Origin of the sequence: Lyngbya aestuarii BL J (assembly GCF_000478195.2) — a bacterium.
GTDB lineage: Bacteria > Cyanobacteriota > Cyanobacteriia > Cyanobacteriales > Microcoleaceae > Capilliphycus > Capilliphycus aestuarii.
In genome coordinates, this window is sequence record NZ_AUZM01000103.1 from 1 (window position 1) to 16,051 (window position 16,051).

A 16,051-nucleotide genomic window follows, 5' to 3' on the forward strand; every position below is an offset into this window, starting at 1 on the left:
GAACAAGTTTGTAGGTCAGGTGATGCAACTTGGTAGTGTTCCAGCAGTTTTCCTGTTTAGCTGTTTGCAAAATTTGGTTACAGGCACCTGCAAACCCTTCGAGAGTTTCATCAATCTTCTCTCGAATGTTTGGCGAGACTATCAACTTACATTTAGTAGTCAGGGATTGTATCATAACTTAATTATAGTTCATCCAGACTACTTTGTGGGAGAGAGAGTCCCCGTGCATTCCTCCCCACGCCAACGTTCCTTATGGCGGAGGTCTCCTGCCGCCGAACAAGATGAACTTAATATTGTCATTACAGCTATCGGTGCGATTGTTCTATTTCTCGGACTCCTCTCCGACTATTTCCGGCGCCATTGGTGGACTTGTGATCCCCTAACTGCTTTGGTTCTGGGAATATTACTGGGGCCGGTTGCGCTGGATTTAGTGCATCCGATAGGTTGGGGTATACCACCGGAAGATCTTCTCGAACAAACGACCCGCCTAACGATGGCAATTGGGTTGATGGGGGTGGCGCTACGATTACCCCCGCACTATTTTTTCCGTAACTGGAAACCCTTAGCTGTCCTGTTGGGATTGGTGATGCCGATGATGTGGGGGGTTAGCGGTTTATTGGTGTATTGGATTTTAAAAATTCCGTTTTGGGAAGCGATGCTTGTGGGTTCAGTCATTACCCCGACTGATCCGATTGTTTCAACTTCGATTGTGACGGGCGTGATCGCTGAAGATTATCTTCCCAAAGGTATCCGGCATCTGATCTCGGCAGAATCGGGTATGAATGATGGTTTGGCTTATCCGTTTGTATTATTGTGTATCCTCATGCTAGAGCGTTCTGCCAGTGATGGCGATTTACTGACTCACTGGTTTGTAGATGTGCTGCTGTGGGATGTTGGGGGGGCGATCTTTTGGGGTTGGCTTTTTGGTCATTTAGCGGGTCGCCTGTTAAAGTGGGCTGAACGTAAAAAAACGATAGAGCGTTCTTCGTTTCTGGGTTATACTCTGGCACTCTCTGTGACGGTTCTCGGGGCAGGTAAGCTGCTCGGAACAGATGGAATTCTGGCTGTATTTGTCGCCGGACGGGCTTTTGGGAATGTCATTGGGGGTCAGGAGAGATCGGAGGAAGATAACGTTCAAGAGGCAATCAACCGCTTTTTTACTTTACCCATTTTTATTCTGCTGGGCTTAATGATTCCCTGGCAACAATGGTGGTCTTTGGGATGGTGGAATATTGTTCTGGTTTTGGCTGTGCTATTGTTGCGACGACTTCCTGCGATTTTATTATTTCATCGATTTGTTAAACCGATCAAAAATATTCCAGAAGCACTATTCGTCGGTTGGTTTGGGCCGATTGGTGTGGCTGCGATCTTTTATACGGGTTATTCTCTGCGGCGAGTGGGTGTAGAGGAAGTTTGGTTGGTTTGTTCTTTGATGATTTGTGCTTCGATTCTTGCTCAAGGTTTGAGTGCAACTCCCCTCACGAAACTTTATGGTAGATGGTTTCAGAAAAATCAGCCCACGTGATTCCTCCGCCCACCTTTTGTAATCTGAAATTCCTCAAGATTTGCTATAGATGATTGATCGGGAGATTTTGACCTCACACAACTGCTAAAAAGCATATTTACACAACTGCTTCAGTTGAATCTCAGAGATTAGTTCCTGATGCCTTTGAGTTTGATCCGGGGTTGTCGGTTGAAAATTAAGAAGTCACGACGAGACATCACAAACTATTGCAATAATCGACGGATTTTTCCATAAGCTGCATAGGATTTTCCATCGGAAGATTCTCGCACTTCATCGACGACATATAACACCCCTTCGGCGCGAATATTTCGAGGAAAACGAATATTAAAATCGGGATTATACCCATCCGAAACTACTCGCGCCCTCAATTTACGCCCTTCTTTCACGCATTGAACTAATACCCCATTTCCCACGTCATCAACGGTTTCTAAATCTTCATAGCTCCCTGTTGCTTTGGCGGCTTGCAAAGATTTTGAACGGGTTTGAGTTGGATTTAATTCGGTCTGAGTTGCTGTTCCTAAACGTCGAATATCCCCTTTTACCCGATAAAAGTCACCTTTGGGGGAGAGAATAATTTCATCAACAACATAAGTCACGCCTTCTTGACGAATATTGCGGGGAAACTGTACATTCAAATCAGAATTATATCCTTCTGAAATTGCCCGCACTCGCAACTTTCCGCCCTCGCGAAAACATTTTAATAAAATTCCATCTCCGGCTTCTTCAACTCCGGGTAAACTGGACGCATTTCCTGATGTTATTCCCCGTAATTTTAAATCGCTACGACTGCGGTTGCGGGTTTGGTAGGACTGATCGCGCATTTCTTTGCGAGTCGCTGCATCCAGGCTTTTATTTTCTAACCGTTGGGCGTAATAGTTTAATTGTTCGATTTCTTCGGCTATTTCAAAGATTTCATCTAAGAGTTTACTCCTGATATCTTCAACGGCTGAACGCAATTTTTCGGCGGCTTGTTTATACTGACCTTGATCGGCTAAGGCGATGGCTTCATCTTTGAGACGGGCGATTCTGAGTTGACTGGTTTGTTCGAGAACGGTAGAATTAAGTTGGGATTGACTGGCTTGTTCTTCTGAACCAACGGTAACAGAAATGGGGAATTGTTCCGATTGAGATTGAATGCTGTCTTCAACTAGGGTTTGATAATTGTAGGTTACGGTTATTAGCTTAATTTCTCCGGCGTTTTCTTGGGGGGGAATTGATAATTGTAGGGCGAGTTGTTTGGCTTCGACTTGATACACATCACCTAAGAATAACTCGAGTTCTTCCCCTTGACGAGTCGAACGATAATTGTTGAGAACTTCGGTAATTTCAACTCCGGTTTCCGGTTGTAATTTCACGGTGAGGTTTTGGCCGACAACTGCGGTTAAACTCTCTAATTCAATCCGAAAAACTTGGGCGACATCATCGGGAGATTGAATAAAATAAAAGTTGCCGCCTGCTGCATCTGCCATACTAATCAGCAGGTCTTCATTAAAATAGCTTCCAAACCCTAAAGTTGTGGTAATAATTCCGGTTTCTGCTTGGTTTTTGGCGGTTTTGGTGAGAACTTTCGGGTCAGTAATTCCCATGTTCGCCTGTCCGTCAGTTAACAATAATACCCGGTTGAGTCGGTCGGAAGTTTGGCGAGATTTTACACAATCACAGCCCATTAACCAACCCCCGCTTAAGTTGGTACAACCCCCGGCGCGAATGCGACCAATTTGTTTACAAATAGCGGCTTTATCTTCTACAGTTTGGGGAGGTAATATTGTTTCGCTTTGATCATCATAAATGACCACAGAAACGATATCATCAGCAGTGAGAGATTCGACTAATTGTTGAGCGGCTTTGATAGCATAACGCAAAGATTGACCCGCCATCGAACCGGAACGATCAATCACCAAACTGAGGTTTAATGGACGACGGGGAGAAGTTTCCCCTTGAGTTTGGGCGTTGAAATTGAGAATCAGATCGACAGTAGCGGGAGTATTTGTTGCAATAAGCGGGTACGAGAGGGAGTAGTTCGCTTGCATTGCTAAAGTTGGGGTAAGTTACTGTATGAATCTTAGTTTAGAGTAGTTTGGTGGGGTTTGGGGAGGCAATAAGCCCCGCAGCATAAACGAAGTTTTAGTGTCGGGACGGGGCGTATAAACTGCGCGGGAAACCCACGCAGACAGCCCCTCATCCATGGACATCCCCAAAACTGTTAAGGGGGTACCCCTACGCGGATCTTGCTACGATGCCCGGAAAACAGTTAGCACTGAACCTCTGTGTACTAAGATATAGTCTATGGTACTAACAATGAACTACACTTACCGAATTTATCCTAGTGCGGCTCAACAAAAATTAATGTTGAGTTGGCTAGAGACTTGTAGACGACTTTATAATCGTTGTCTGCGAGACTTAAAAGACTGGATGAACAGTCGGAAGTGTCTGATTGATAGATGCTCAATTAATCGGGAATATATGATGTCTCTTGATATTCCATTTCCTGATTACATGGAGCAAAAGCGACAGTTAACCCAGTGGAAAAAAACTGAACCCGAACTCAAAGAAGTTCATTCACAAGTCACCCAGGATGTTGTTAAACGCTTACACAACTCTTGGGAATCTTTCAGACAGAGAGGGCGGGGTTTTCCACGTTTTAAAAAGTATGGTCGCTATCAATCGTTTTTGTTCCCTCAATTTGCAACTAATCCAATCAAAGGAGGTCAACTTAAGCTTCCCAAGATTGGGCTTGTAGATATCAACTTGCACCGTGAAATACCTGATGGATTTAAAGTTAAAGGTGTGAGAGTTGTATCTAGATGCAGGGGGACTAAATGGTTTGTTGTCATCACAATTCAAGCTGATGTTATAGTCCCCGATTCCCCTTCTTTCGGACGAGCCATTGGTGTAGATGTTGGGTTGATTGATTTTCTAGCAACATCAGATGGATTAACTATTTCTAGACCTAAGTTTTTTGTAGATTTACAACGCCAGCTTAAATTGCTGCAACGTAGAGCCTCTCGTAAACAAAAGCGGTCTAAGAATTGGGAGAAAGCACAAATTAAGGTTGCACGATTACATCACAAAATAGCAAACACGCGAAAAGATTTTCACTTAAAGATAGCCCATCAACTTTGTGACCAAGCTGACTCAATCTTTGTTGAAGACATTGATTATAGAGTCATGGCTAAAGGATTTCTAGGTAAACATTCTCTAGATGCAAGTTTTGGGCAGTTTCGAGAATTGTTGAAGTGGGTATGTTGGAAGAGAGGAAAGTTTTTTGCAGTTGTTGATCACAGAGGAACATCTAAACAATGTCCTAATTGTGGTAACGAATGGGATAATAAACTTTCAATTCGTTGGCATACTTGCGATGAATGTGGGTATTCAAACAATCGTGATATTGCCTCAGCCGAGGTAATCTGTAATCGTGGAATTAAAAAGTACGTTTCGGACTATTGGGGAAAGAAAACCGCCTGCTGACTGCGTACTACCGGGGGAAACTAGGTAAGTGCAACGCAGGAACTCTTAACTGTGAGGAAAAGCAACGCCCGCACCATACACGAAGTTTTGGTGTTGGGAGAAGTCACAGTAGTTTGGACAGCACTACTATGTGTGAGGGACGTTAAATGGTTCGTAATCAAGATGAATTTAACAAAATTTTAGATTCGAGTTTCGCCGCAGTCACGTTAAATGCGAGTAGAGGGGAAGTTGACATTCAGAGGAGGTCGAGACAGGATGAGGAGGGAGAAGCCGCCGCACCCATCGAACCGACTCCGCCTCCTATTCTAGAACCAACACCGACTCCTGTGGGGCCAACTCCGACACCCGTACCCACACTTCCACCAATTCCAGTACCCACACCTGACCCAACACCAACACCTGACCCAACACCAACACCTGACCCAACACCAACACCTGACCCAACACCAACACCTGACCCAACTCCCACACCTGACCCAACTCCCACACCTGACCCAACTCCCACACCTGACCCAACACCAACACCTGACCCAACACCAACACCCGAACCCACGCCATTACCGCCAGAGACAGGCTTAGAAGGCGATGACGGAAATAATCTTTTAGTGGGAACCGACAACCGAGATTTAATTACAGGACGGGGTGGAGATGACACTATTTCTGGGTTACAAGCCGATGACTCTCTGAATGGAAATGACGGAAATGACATTATTTATGGCGGACGCAATAATGACACGCTATTGGGAGAAAGTGGTAATGATTTATTACAGGGAAATATTGGCGATGACTATCTAGAGGGGGGAACCGGAAATGATACGTTTTATGGCGGGGTGAATGTTGACACTCTCTTGGGTGGTGTGGGGAATGACCTGATGTTTGGTGATAAAGGCGATGATACCCTCGATGGCGGTGAACGCAATGATACTCTGTTTGGCGGTGAGGATAATGATACTCTCACGGGCGATGCGGGGGATGATATTCTGAGTGGAAATGCAGGAAGTGATTTCCTTGATGGCGGGGGTGATGAAGATGTTCTCTACGGAGGTCAAGATCAAGATAGTTTGTTTGGAGGAGACGGTAAAGATTTTCTCCGGGGTGATAAACAGGATGATTTTCTCGATGGCGGTACTGCGGCTGACTTGTTGTATGGGGGTCGGGCGGATGATACTGTTATTGGCGGTACGGGTAACGATTATGTCAGTGGCGATAAGGGTAATGATCTGTTAATTGGGGTTGATGTTGAGTCTGATATTCCCGGACTGATTGAGATTGATACGCTTTATGGAGGGGATGGGTTTGATACGTTTGTTTTGGGGGATGAAGCACAGGTTTATTATGATAATCTAACTGAGGAAGATTTTTCGGGTGTGGATGATTATGCGTTAATTCTTGATTTTGATTCCACTCAAGATATTATTCAGTTAAGTGCTTCGGGTGATTATTTATTTAATGAATCTCCTGAAGGGTTTCCAGTGGGAACGGCGATCTTTTTACGAACGTCTGGGGCGAATGAATTAATCGCTATTTTAGAAGGAGTTACGGACTTTGAAATTGGAGAGGATTTAGATAATACTCCGATTCGATTTATTTAGTTTAAATTGGCGATCGCTTGACCTCTCCCCCAACCCCTCTCCTACTTTGAGAGGGGAATGATTAACTACATTTGACCTCACCCCTAGCCCCTCTCCTACTTTGAGAGGGGAATGATTAACTACATTTAACGGAGAAAAAGGAGGACGAACACATTGTTCAAAAATCACTTTGTTCTCTAACTGTTTAAAAATTGTTCTGGATCAATTCCTTGTTCTCGCAACCGTTCAATTAAAGCTTGATAACGTTGTTGTTCTTGTTGTCTGAGCGTTCGTTCTTCTTCGAGTTGAGCCAAAGCTTCTTCGGCGCGTTGATTAAGTTCTACAGAAGTCAGAAACTTTCGCCCATCAGGACGATAAATTTCTAAAGTGTTTTCTGTCAGTTCAAAGCGAATTTGTAACCGAGGACTCACCCAACTCTGGATATTTTCAATTTCTTCTAAATGTTCATCGACGCGCAGAGAACCCATAAATTCAATATTTTGGGGGTCGAAAATATAATATTCTTCCACGCCATATTGTTGATAAAAAAGTAGTTTCCTGATCATTTCCTGGGGGCGATTTCCCGGCGATAGGATTTCAAAAACAACTTGAGGCGCGATATTATTTTCCTCCCATTGTCGATAGGAACCCCGTTCTCCCTTGGGTCTTCCAAAGACAACCAAAACGTCGGGCGCCTGACAAATTTTCGGCTTTCCCTCAACCGGATACCACAGTAAATCACCCGCTACAAAGACGTTTTCATCCTCAGAAAACAGGATTTCTAGATTTTCTTTAATCGTTACAATCCATCGAAATTGTAGGGTATTGTCCGCCATTGGTTGACCGTCGCTGTCGGGATAGATGATATTCGTTTGAGTTTCCGGTATTTGTTGTACCATTGGTTTTACCTCGGTTGCTCCTGGGGTTGATCAGTTGATGAAAATGGAGGAATTTGATCGGCGGTTAGGGTGACGACTTTTCCATCTTTCCAAATACTAATTGATTCCCCCAGTTTGCGGTGTCTTTCGATAGAGTTCGCGATCGCTTGTTTTACCCCGGCGTCAATTTGTTGGTGGAGTTCAGATAAAGGAATATGCGGGTTATTCATTGTTATCAAAGGATTATATAGCAATCAGAAATCATTTGTGAGAGTCGCAAATCTCAGCAAAGCTTGTAGTGCAAGCATCTTGCTTGCTTGAATACTTACAACTCATTCAATACTGCTATATTTCCTGAGCTATTATCCAGTTTACCAAGAAATTTATTTCTTGGCTAATAGCAAAAGTCGGTTCAAACCGACTCAAATAGCTGTTAACTGATACAAAGTCCTCTTGAGAGGACTTCGGTTTTTAGCAAGGGATTTTAATCCCTTGTCTAGTTGTCTGCTTAGTACCCATGTTTATATCCGTTAAAGATAACGATATTTTTCGCGCAGATTTTTAATGATTGGATTTGGATGTCCTTGATTATCTAAAACTGGAGTTTTCATAATTTCTAACATCGCTTTCACCAACAATCCTAGTTTTTGAAACTTGGCAGCATCTCGGTCACGATCAAAGGGTTTAGATTCTAGTTCCTTTAAGGCTAAAACAGCACGTTTGTTCAAATGTTTCAACAAATTTTTAAACTCTATTATTTGTTTTTTTACCACTTTTATATACTCCTGAGCTTCTTCAATTTTTGCGATATCAACATCAATTTTAGACTCATATTCTCGGGTTTTTGTGAGTTTTTTATTGCCTTCACTTGCTAATACAAATCCTACGACTGCTAAAGCAGGGCCAGCTACAATTCCTCCCGAGACTGCTGTGCCGATAGCCATTCCTCCGACTCCTGCTGCTTTGACGCCTCCCGTCACTTTTTTATAAGCTTCTACTTTGTACTTCTTTATGTCTTCAATAGAAAAGCCTTCTAAACCTTCTAAAAATCGTTTATCTTTTAGGGAACCTTTTTGACCATTCCGTTCAATAAAAGCAAAAAACCGACCAATTGTGCGGCTTTTAACGTCTATTTGCAGTTGACCATATTCTTCTGCAAGCTGTTCAGTTGTTTTCCATTCCTGTTCCGCACGTTCTCTCGCTACATCGTGTCGTTGTTGTGCATTCTTGACAATTTTATCGGCTTTCTGCTTTTTAGAAATGCCTGATACCCCTTTTCCCACACCCAGAGCCGCACTACCAACAGCCGCCGCTCCCAAAACAATCGGGATAATAAAAATCATAGATGTTGTGTCCTCTGTTTGTTGCGTGATCAATCCTTGATAATCAAGATTCAAAGTTTTGTAGGATGAGCAATACCCATCCTACTGCTGATTATTACCTTAAAACGTCCATTCGTGATTCGGATCGTTCAAAGCCGCTTTCACCGAAGTTAAATTGGCTAAATCTTTAAACGGGCTAGACTTTGCTAATTCAGTGATTGAATGTAAAGCCAAAGCTAATTTTTGGTTATCACCGTTATCAATAGCTTGATCCACTACATTAAACAGTTGATGAAAATTCTTAGCCCGTTCATCAAAGGAAAGCTCTAAATATTTAATCAAAAAATCCCGTCGAGCATTAATGTCAGCGATGGTTGCTTTTTCCCAGGCTTTGATTTCCTGTCTTTTGGTGCGTTCCTCCTCAGCAATTGTTAAATAATCTGTGCAAGCTGTCACCATTTCACGCACACATTCAAGCGGATCGGTCAAACTGTTAACAACATCTACATGATTTACCTTACTACCCATGTTTATACTCCTTGAAGATAACCATATTTTTCGCGCAGATTTTTAATGATTGGATTTGGATGTCCTTGATTATCTAAAACTGGAGTTTTCATAATTTCCGACATCGCTTTCACCAATAATGCTAGTTGTTGAAACTTATCATAATCTCGGTCACGATCAAAGGGTTGAGATTCTAATTCATTCAAGGCTAAAACAGCACGAGTATTCAAATGTTCTACGAAACATTTCAACTCAATTACTCTGTTTTGTATTTGTTTCAGCAATTCCTGAGCTTCTTCAATTTTGGCAATCTCAGCATTAGCTTTAGACTCATATTCCTGTGCATTTGTGAGGGCTTTTTCACCTTCACCTGCTAATACAAATCCTCCGATTGCTAAAGTCGGGCCAGCTACAATTCCTCCCAGGACTACTGTACCGAGAGCCATTCCCCCTCCACCCGCGGCCAGAGAACCACCCCCCAACCAGGCTAAGGTTGCGTTCGTAGCCGCAGCACCACTGAGTCCAGAAATAGCAGTTCCGGTACTGGCAGTACCCAGAAGTCCCACCATTGTTAATGTTCCCTGACCTGCTGCGGCTCCGGCTCCGGCTCCGGCTCCTACTGCTTTGAATCCTCCCGTAGCTATTTTGTAAGCTTCTAAAGCTTCTGCTTTGTACGCCTTGAGATCTTCAATGGAAAAGCCTTCTAAATCTTCTAAAAATCGTTTATCTTCTAGGGAACCTTTTTGACCAATGCGTTCAATAAAAGCAATAAACCGACCAATTGTGCGGCTTTTAACGTCAATTTGCAGTTGACCATATTCTTCTGCAAGTTGTTGAGTTGTTTTCCATTCCTGTTCTGCACGTTCTCTGGCTACATCATGTCGTTTCTGTGCATTCTTGCCAATTTTCTCCGCTTTCTGCTTTTTAGAAATGCCTGATACACCCTTTTCCACACCCAAAACCGCACTACCAAGAGCAACCGCTCCCAACACAATCGGGATAATAAAAATCATAGATGTTGTGTCCTCAGTTCGTTGCGTATTCAATCCTTTATAATCAGGATTATAAGCGCAAATTCAGGTTCAGCGAATCCGTTTAATTACGGATTTTCAATGTTTTTTTCCGGCTTAAAAATTGCGTAAATTTACTTAAATAAGTGAGTTGGCTAGGAATTAAAATTTCTCTGTAATAATCTTAATGATCAAAGTTATCTTGAGATGAGTTGAGTTATTGTCTCAAACCTGTTACTCCCCTCGCTTTCTAGATACCGTTTTACACTCCCCCTAAATCCCCTGCCCCCTAAATCCCCGCCCCCTAAATCCCCGCCCCCTAAATCCCCCAATTCTGGGGGACTTGGAAAGATGGGGGACTTGGAAAGATGGGGGACTTGGAAAGATGGGGGACTTGGAAAGATGGGGACTTGGAAAAACTTAGTTCCCCCCAAATTTGGGGGGCGGAGGGGGGCAGAGGCTAAATTTGGGGGCGGAGGGAGGCAGAGGCTAAATTTGAGGGGCGGAAGGGGGCGGAGAGGTTAACAAAATTAGATGTCTTTATGGGTAAAAGGTTTAGCATTTTCGCCCGAATAAGTCGCCGCAATATGACCATTTCCGACCACTTTATATTTATAGGTTACTAACCCTTCTAAACCCACTGGCCCACGCGGAGGCATTTGTTGGGTACTAATACCAACTTCCGCCCCAAACCCATAGCGAAAACCATCTGCAAACCGAGTTGAACAGTTGTGAAAAACGCCCGCAGCATCAACAAAATCAAGAAACGTTTGGGCGGTTTCTGCGTCTTCTGTTACAATGGCTTCCGTATGTTTTGAACCGTAAGTATTGATATGGGCAATTGCTTCTTCTAAGGAGTCTACAATTTTAATGGATAATATCAAATCACAATATTCTGTAGACCAATCTTCGGCAGTCGCCGCTGGCATTGGGGTAATATTTTGAGTGCGTTCATCGCCCCGCAATTCAACGTTATGCTGTTGTAATTCCCCCACAACTTTCGGCAGAAATTCGGCTGCAATATCAGAATGAACTAACAACGTTTCTACAGCGTTACAAGCTGCGGGATAGTTTGTTTTTGCGTCAACGGTGATCTTAACCGCTTTCTGAAGTTCCGCTAATTTATCGATGTAAACGTGACAAATTCCGTCGGCGTGACCTAACACGGGAATCCGGGTATTTTCCTGAATAAATCTCACAAAAGCGTTGGAACCTCTGGGAATAATTAGGTCAACATATTCGTCGAGTTTCAACAGTTCGATTATTTCTTCTCTAGTGGTTAATAGTTGAACTGCGTTGGGATTAATTGCGGTTTTTGCGAGTCCGGCTTGAATCGCTTTGACCAACACCTGACAGGTATTTGTTGCCTCTTTTCCGCCTTTTAAAATCACTCCATTTCCCGATTTTATTGCCAAAGCAGAAATCTGAATCACCGCATCGGGACGGGCTTCAAAAACCACTCCTAAAACGCCTAACGGACAAGTCAACCGCTTGAGAATTAACCCTTCATCTAGTTCTCGATGAATTTGAATTTTACCGACTGGATCGGGTAATTTTGCGACATTTCTTAAACCCGTGATTGCACTTTTTAACTTCGTTGCATCCATCTTCAACCGATGATATAATGGTTTAGGAACACCATCAATTTCGGCTTGCTGACAGTCGGTTTTATTGGCGGTGATAATATCAGCAGTTGCCGCTTCTAAGGCTTCGGCGACAGCTTCTAAAGCTTGATTTTTGGCTTCTGTAGAAACAACGGCTAATTTTTGGGCGGCTTGACGGGTTTGTTGGGCGAGATCGGTTAGAGAGTGAGAAGTCATCATCTTTATTTAAGGTTCAATCAAGATTGGAAGTATCTATTGTATTTTTTATCCTAGCTGAATCTGTTCATTCTAACGTCTACAAAAGTTCTTTGTTTAGATTTATCCTGAGTAAAACGAAGGGTCTAAGAGATTCTTCACTGCGTTCAGAATGACAGAATTCCCAATAAAACTCAGTAGAATTACTTACGATTTTAACAGATTTAGGAAAGTCAATCTAATTATAAAAAAAATATAAAATTTACTCTAATTGTTCAATCTGATCATGACAATACAACTAGATCTCAAATTTAAAGTCAATTTAGGATAAAATTATGGTAACGACAGCACGACCCCAAGAAAAAGTTAAAATCAGTCAGACGAAACTGTTAATAAATAATGAATGGGTAGAAAGTGTTTCAGGTAAACGGTTTGAAACCATAAACCCCGCAACAGGAGAGGTCATTTGTGATGTAGCAGAAGCTGATGCTGCGGATGTCGAAAAAGCCGTTGCAGCCGCCCGTAAAGCTTTTAATACGGGAGATTGGCCGAATATGTCTGCTCGCAAACGGGGTGAACTTCTGTATAAATTAGCAGATTTAATCGAACAAAATAAAGAAGAACTTGCCCTTCTTGAAACCCTGGATAATGGGAAACCTATCGGCGAGTCTATGACAATAGATTTACCGTTTGCGATCGCTTGTTATCGCTATTATGCAGGTTGGGCAGATAAAATTCAAGGCAAAACAATTCCCGTTGATGGCCCCCAATTCTGTTACACTCGCCATGAACCTGTTGGCGTTGTGGGTCAAATTATTCCCTGGAATTTTCCCCTTGTTATGCAAGCTTGGAAACTCGGCCCTGCGTTGGCTACTGGAAATACTGTGATTCTAAAAACGGCAGAACAAACGCCGCTTTCTGCGTTAAAAATTGGGGAATTAATATTAGAAGCAGGGTTTCCACCCGGAGTTGTAAATATTCTATCGGGTTACGGGCCTACTGCGGGTGCGGCTATCGCTCATCACATGGATATTGATAAAGTTGCGTTCACGGGTTCAACGGAAGTCGGACATTTAATTATGGAAGCGTCTGCTAAAAGTAACCTAAAACGAGTCACTTTAGAATTGGGTGGAAAGAGTCCGAATATTGTGTTTGCGGATGCTGATTTTGATGCCGCAATTGCAGGAGTTCATCTCGGTTTATTTTTCAATCAAGGGCAATGTTGTAACGCAGGTTCACGGGTGTTTGTTGAAGAAAGTTGTTATGATGAATTTGTGCAGAAATGTGCGGAAAAAGCTCAACAACGCCGAGTCGGAGATCCTTTTGATGAACAGACTCAACAAGGCCCCCAAGTTGATGATGTTCAATTTGAAAGAGTGATGAGTTATATTGAGTCGGGAATGCGTGAAGGCGCTAAAGTTTTATGTGGTGGAAAGCGTGTAGGCGATCGCGGTTATTTTATTGAACCGACTGTTTTTGCTGATGTTCAAGACCACATGAAAATTGCCCGTGAAGAAATTTTTGGCCCGGTAATGAGTATTATTAAGTTCAAAGATGTTGAGGAAGTCATTCAACGGGCGAACGATACAATATATGGTTTAGCCGCAGGAATTTGGACAAAAGATCTCAGTAAAGCCCATAAAGTTGCTCACAGTGTTCGGGCGGGAACGGTTTGGGTTAATACTTATCATGCGTTTGATGTTGCGGCGCCTTTTGGTGGCTTTAAACAGTCAGGAATGGGTCGAGAATTGGGTGAGTATGGTTTGCAGCAATACACCGAAGTTAAGACTGTAAATATTCGATTGTAAGACTGAAGGGTTACTAAAAAAGAAAGATGGGTCATGCTTTTGCTAACCCATCCTACTGTTTTTTTGAGGTATTATTTGAGGCGATTTCTAGACATTCCAGAGTGCTAAATAAGCATCCTTTGCACCTAGAGGATTGGGATTAATTGCACCGGGAGTTGTCGCGACTGCGGGTTGATTAATCGTTCCAAAAATCGCTGCTTGACCATTACGAACAGCAAATCCGTTGACATTTCCTTTGGAACCATCTGCATCACCTGTTTGTGTTAAAGGAGTCCAGAATTTCCGCACGGTATAATCAGGCGTTAATCCTATGACTGCAATTTCACCCAAAGTGTAATTTCCAACAGTTTGACCGTTAATTTGTTGGCTATTTCGGTTTTGCAGTTGGAACGCAGAGGAACCACCAATATAGACATTTCCAACTTCATCTGCGGTGATGGAATGGGGGTTAAAACTATTGGGTTTTGTTCCACTATTTGCCAAGATAAATTGACCTCGTTCGATACTGCCATTCGTTGGATTAATCTTAGAATGGAAAGTAAATGAACCGGAACCCGCACCCGCAAAATTATTGAATTTATCGACGGTAACTTTGGTTGCTAATTGTTGGGTAATATCTTCACCATCTCGTTGAAATACGTTATTTCCACCATCTGTTTTACCCAGGAAATAGAGTCCGCCATTTTGTCCAAAAGTAATTCGTTGTCCGCGTGTATCTGCACCTAAATTTTGTCCGGTTACTTGTGCTGAACTGTAATCCCAAGTATTCCAAATTTGGCTGAGATTGGCATCAAATCCTCGGATAAATGGCGTTTGTAAGGTGCCAGTGACTTGATTAAATCCGGTTACATACACTTGTTTTGTGCTGGGATTAATCGCAATATCTGCGGGACGAATATCGGTTCCAGTTAAGGTTTGAGTGGCTAATTGGGTTCCGGTTGGACTCCACAATGTAACCGTATCAGTGCTATTTGTTAGTGTGGCAACAGTACCATCATTTGCAACTGCAACTCGGTCAAATGTTCCGGTTTGTGACCATAAAACTGTTCCGGCATTTTGATTATAAACTTTGATTCCAAAGCTACCAACTGCAACAATTTCACCACTATCGCGATCAACATCCATATCGTTAACTACACCGCCTAAAGCTGTTGTTGAAAGGGGTGCTGTATTTGCATCGGTTAGGCGACGAATTTCACCAGCACCATTGAAGTTTCCTGCTACAATAATTGCTTCATCGGTTGGGGAAATCTCAACCGCACTGGCTAAATCATCATTTGCAGTTCCTAAGTAAGTTGCACTGGTAAGTTGAAGATTACTACTTGGATCATTATCAACAATTTGTAATGAAGCGGTATTTTGTGTTCCCAAAGTTGCCCCGCCTGTTGGTGTTCCTAAGACTAAGTTTAGGGTTTCTGTCGGTTCAAATGTGGTATCATTAATAATGGGAATTGTCACGATTTGAGGTGTACTATCCCCATCGGCAAAGTTAACAGTTATCGGTGCATTGGTATAATCTGCTGGAGAAGTTGCGCTTCCATTTGTTTGAGTCAAATTCACACTAACGGCGCCTTGACTTCCCCCGGTTCGGGTAACGGTAATTTCTGTTATCGGTGTGCCATCTTCATTAACGCTAAATGTAGCTGCACTAAAGTCAATAGTTCCCACCATTAACACGTCATTATCAACAATATTAACAGTAGAAGTTGCCGTTCCTAAAGTCGCACCTCCCGTCGTATTTGTCAGGGTTAAATTGAAAGATTCATTGCCTTCAATTTCGATATCTTCCAAAATAGGAATAGTGAAAGATTGAGTCGTTTCTGTATCTGCAAAGGTGAGTGTTCCTGATGTAGCACTGTAGTCAGTTCCTGCAATTGCTGTATCATTTACAGTGGCATAATCAACAGTAATAATACCATCAGTTCCGCCAGTTCTATTCACAGTAATTGTGGCGTTAGTTCCATCTTCATTCACCTCAACACTGGCTAAAGAAAAACCTAATGTTCCGACAACAGGTGTTGGTGTGGGTTCAGGGATAGGTTCCGGTGTGGGTTCAGGGATAGGTTCAGGGATAGGTTCGGGGATAGGTTCGGGTGTGGGTTCGGGGATAGGTTCGGGTGTGGGTTCGGGGATAGGTTCGGGTGTGGGTTCGGGTGTGGGTTC

12 protein-coding genes are annotated in these 16,051 nt (G+C 42.9%); 4 read left to right on the forward strand and 8 right to left on the reverse strand.

Annotated elements, in window-relative coordinates; all coding sequences use genetic code 11:
• A partial coding sequence (locus M595_RS25115) for a cation:proton antiporter domain-containing protein (RefSeq protein WP_338041673.1) occupies positions 1 to 1,525 on the forward strand: 1,525 nt, incomplete at its 5' end.
• A gap of 203 nt (positions 1,526 to 1,728) precedes the next feature.
• Here M595_RS25115 and M595_RS25120 read toward each other — a convergent pair.
• Positions 1,729 to 3,555: a vWA domain-containing protein gene (locus M595_RS25120; RefSeq protein ID WP_023069381.1), complete on the reverse strand. Its 1,827-nt coding sequence runs from the start codon at positions 3,553 to 3,555 to the stop codon at positions 1,729 to 1,731.
• A 316-nt stretch (positions 3,556 to 3,871) separates the two neighbouring features.
• Between M595_RS25120 and M595_RS25125 the strand changes: the two genes are divergently transcribed.
• Together M595_RS25125 and M595_RS25130 are read left to right on the forward strand one after the other, a co-directional pair.
• Positions 3,872 to 4,993 carry an RNA-guided endonuclease InsQ/TnpB family protein gene (locus M595_RS25125; RefSeq protein ID WP_238987139.1) on the forward strand — a complete coding sequence of 374 codons (1,122 nt, stop codon included), beginning with the start codon at positions 3,872 to 3,874 and terminating at the stop codon, positions 4,991 to 4,993.
• 146 nt (positions 4,994 to 5,139) lie between these two features.
• Positions 5,140 to 6,585 (forward strand): calcium-binding protein, encoded by a 1,446-nt coding sequence (locus M595_RS25130; RefSeq protein ID WP_023069372.1) that lies wholly within the window; start codon positions 5,140 to 5,142, stop codon positions 6,583 to 6,585.
• A gap of 176 nt (positions 6,586 to 6,761) precedes the next feature.
• Here the strand turns inward: M595_RS25130 and M595_RS25135 are convergent, their stop codons facing one another.
• From M595_RS25135 to M595_RS25160, 6 genes are all read right to left on the reverse strand, one after another.
• A complete protein-coding gene (locus M595_RS25135) occupies positions 6,762 to 7,463 on the reverse strand; it encodes a Uma2 family endonuclease (protein WP_023069377.1) in 702 nt (233 codons plus the stop codon).
• A 5-nt stretch (positions 7,464 to 7,468) separates the two neighbouring features.
• Positions 7,469 to 7,672: a hypothetical protein gene (locus tag M595_RS25140; protein ID WP_023069379.1), complete on the reverse strand. Its 204-nt coding sequence runs from the start codon at positions 7,670 to 7,672 to the stop codon at positions 7,469 to 7,471.
• 300 nt (positions 7,673 to 7,972) lie between these two features.
• On the reverse strand, positions 7,973 to 8,785 hold the full coding sequence (locus M595_RS25145; protein WP_023069371.1) for a hypothetical protein: 813 nt from the start codon (positions 8,783 to 8,785) through the stop codon (positions 7,973 to 7,975).
• A 99-nt stretch (positions 8,786 to 8,884) separates the two neighbouring features.
• Entirely contained in the window at positions 8,885 to 9,292 is a 408-nt protein-coding gene (locus tag M595_RS25150) for a hypothetical protein (RefSeq protein ID WP_052001896.1), read from the reverse strand.
• 2 nt (positions 9,293 to 9,294) lie between these two features.
• Positions 9,295 to 10,284: a hypothetical protein gene (locus M595_RS25155; RefSeq protein ID WP_023069383.1), complete on the reverse strand. Its 990-nt coding sequence runs from the start codon at positions 10,282 to 10,284 to the stop codon at positions 9,295 to 9,297.
• A 527-nt stretch (positions 10,285 to 10,811) separates the two neighbouring features.
• Complete coding sequence (locus M595_RS25160; protein ID WP_023069374.1) at positions 10,812 to 12,104, reverse strand: glutamate-5-semialdehyde dehydrogenase; 1,293 nt, start codon at positions 12,102 to 12,104, stop codon at positions 10,812 to 10,814.
• 311 nt (positions 12,105 to 12,415) lie between these two features.
• On the opposite strand from M595_RS25160, the gene M595_RS25165 reads away from it, so the two are divergent.
• A complete protein-coding gene (locus M595_RS25165) occupies positions 12,416 to 13,888 on the forward strand; it encodes an aldehyde dehydrogenase family protein (protein WP_023069382.1) in 1,473 nt (490 codons plus the stop codon).
• Between the two features lie 87 nt (positions 13,889 to 13,975).
• Here the strand turns inward: M595_RS25165 and M595_RS25170 are convergent.
• Positions 13,976 to 16,051 (reverse strand): Calx-beta domain-containing protein (locus tag M595_RS25170; RefSeq protein WP_023069375.1); only part of this gene is annotated, 2,076 nt, incomplete at its 5' end.

Excerpts from the sequence above, each read along its gene's own strand:
- M595_RS25160 (WP_023069374.1), bottom strand. The coding sequence starts at position 12,104 with ATGATGACTTCTCACTCTCTAACCGATCTCGCCCAACAAACCCGTCAA.
- M595_RS25140 (WP_023069379.1), bottom strand. The coding sequence starts at position 7,672 with ATGAATAACCCGCATATTCCTTTATCTGAACTCCACCAACAAATTGAC.
- M595_RS25155 (WP_023069383.1), bottom strand. The coding sequence starts at position 10,284 with ATGATTTTTATTATCCCGATTGTGTTGGGAGCGGTTGCTCTTGGTAGT.
- M595_RS25165 (WP_023069382.1), top strand. The coding sequence starts at position 12,416 with ATGGTAACGACAGCACGACCCCAAGAAAAAGTTAAAATCAGTCAGACG.
- M595_RS25145 (WP_023069371.1), bottom strand. The coding sequence starts at position 8,785 with ATGATTTTTATTATCCCGATTGTTTTGGGAGCGGCGGCTGTTGGTAGT.
- M595_RS25120 (WP_023069381.1), bottom strand. The coding sequence starts at position 3,555 with ATGCAAGCGAACTACTCCCTCTCGTACCCGCTTATTGCAACAAATACT.
- M595_RS25130 (WP_023069372.1), top strand. The coding sequence starts at position 5,140 with ATGGTTCGTAATCAAGATGAATTTAACAAAATTTTAGATTCGAGTTTC.
- M595_RS25135 (WP_023069377.1), bottom strand. The coding sequence starts at position 7,463 with ATGGTACAACAAATACCGGAAACTCAAACGAATATCATCTATCCCGAC.
- M595_RS25125 (WP_238987139.1), top strand. The coding sequence starts at position 3,872 with ATGTTGAGTTGGCTAGAGACTTGTAGACGACTTTATAATCGTTGTCTG.
- M595_RS25150 (WP_052001896.1), bottom strand. The coding sequence starts at position 9,292 with ATGGGTAGTAAGGTAAATCATGTAGATGTTGTTAACAGTTTGACCGAT.